Here is a 1,811-nt window from a genome sequence, read left to right as displayed (position 1 = left end):
GCGGCGGCTGGCGACTGCCGCCTTCGGCAGTCGCAGCGAAGAACAACGCCTCGGCCCACAGATGCAAAGGAGCGGACGCAGCCCCCGACTGCACTGCGCGACCGCCTCAGCGAATCCGGAACCCCATCGTCGCCTCCACCGCCTGCTGCCAGCCGGCGTACAGAGCTTCGCGGCGCTCGGCCGGCATGTCCGGCTCGAAGCGCCGGTCTACCGCCCATTGCCGGGCGATCTCGTCGCGATTCTTCCAGAAGCCGGTGGCCAGGCCGGCCAGGTAGGCCGCACCGAGCGCGGTGGTCTCGGCCACCTCCGGGCGCAGCACCGGCACGTCCAGGATGTCGCTCTGGAACTGCGCCATGAAGTCGTTGGCGATGGCGCCGCCGTCGGCGCGCAGTTCCTTCAACTCGATGCCCGAATCGACCTGCATCGCGGTCAGCACGTCGCGCGTCTGGTAGGCCATCGATTCGATCGCCGCGCGGATGAAGTGTTCCTTGGTGGTGCCGCGGGTCAGGCCGAACACCGCGCCGCGGATGTCGCTGCGCCAGTACGGCGCGCCCAGGCCGACGAAGGCCGGCACGAAGTACACGCCGTCGTTGTCGCCGGCACGCTCGGCGTAGGCCTGCGAGTCGCTGGCCTTGCCGAGCATGCGCAGGCCGTCGCGCAGCCACTGCACCACCGAACCGGCGACGAAGATCGCGCCTTCCAGCGCGTACTCGACCTTGCCGTCCACGCCCCAGGCGATGGTGGTGAGCAGGCCGTTCTTCGACGCCACCGCCTTCTCGCCGGTATTCATCAGCATGAAACAACCGGTGCCGTAGGTGTTCTTGGCCATGCCCGGCTCGAAGCAGGCCTGGCCGAACAGCGCCGCCTGCTGGTCGCCGGCGATACCCGCGATCGGCACCGCATGCCCGTAGAAATACTGGCCCTGGGTGTTGCCGTAGATCTCGCTGGACGAGCGCACCTCCGGCAGCATCGAGGCGGGGATGTCGAGCAGTTGCAGCAGTTCCTCGTCCCAGCGCAGTTCGTGGATGTTGTACAGCAGCGTGCGCGAGGCGTTGGTGTAGTCGGTGACGTGGACCTTGCCGCCGGTGAGGTTCCAGATCAGCCAGCTGTCGATGGTGCCGAAGGCCAGTTCGCCGCGCTGCGCGCGTTCGCGCGCACCGTCGACATGGTCGAGGATCCACTTGACCTTGGTGCCGGAGAAGTACGCATCGATCAGCAGGCCGGTCTTGGCCCGCACCATGTCCTCGTGGCCGTCGGCCTTGAGCTGGTCGCAGATGTCCTTGGTCTGCCGCGACTGCCAGACGATGGCGTTGTAGATCGGCTGGCCGGTGGCGCGGTCCCACACCACCGCGGTCTCACGCTGGTTGGTGATGCCGATGCCGGCGATCGCGCTGGCATCCACCTGGTGGTTGTTGAGCAGTTCGGTGATCGTGGTGTAGACGCTGGTCATGATCTCGCGCGGGTTGTGCTCGACCCAGCCCGGCTGCGGGAAGATCTGCGAGAACTCGCGCTGGGCCATGCCGACGATGCGGCCCTGGCGGTCGAACAGGATCGCGCGCGAACTGGTGGTGCCCTGGTCGATGGCCAGGATGAACTGCTTTTCCATCGGAGACTCCTGCGGGATGCACGCCGCGCGCACGGGCGCGGCGCCAACGGGGAATTAGAGGCGCGCACGCCGCGCGCGGAAACGAACGCGCTGCCGGTGCGCTAGCCGCGGCGCGCAGCGGCCTGTTCTTCTTCCAGCGCTTTCACCCGCGCCGGCAGGAACGGATAGATCAGCCACTGGTAGGCGGCGCCGCCGATCACGCCGC

Annotated in this window: 1 protein-coding gene; it reads right to left on the bottom strand. The window is 68.0% G+C overall.

Annotation, left to right across the window (positions count from 1 at the left end; genetic code table 11):
- Positions 1–106: 106 nt before the first annotated feature.
- Positions 107–1,606, bottom strand: coding sequence for a glycerol kinase GlpK (glpK, locus tag D180_RS08055; RefSeq protein ID WP_017912392.1), 1,500 nt, complete (start codon positions 1,604–1,606; stop codon positions 107–109).
- Positions 1,607–1,811 lie beyond the last annotated feature (205 nt).

Origin of the sequence: Xanthomonas sp. SHU 166 (assembly GCF_000364685.1) — a bacterium.
GTDB classification, from domain to species: domain Bacteria; phylum Pseudomonadota; class Gammaproteobacteria; order Xanthomonadales; family Xanthomonadaceae; genus Xanthomonas_A; species Xanthomonas_A sontii.
The sequence above is the reverse complement of the archived record's forward strand: the minus strand, read 5'-3'. Positions and strand labels throughout refer to the sequence as shown.

Excerpts from the sequence above, each read along its gene's own strand:
- glpK (WP_017912392.1), bottom strand. The coding sequence starts at position 1,606 with ATGGAAAAGCAGTTCATCCTGGCCATCGACCAGGGCACCACCAGTTCG.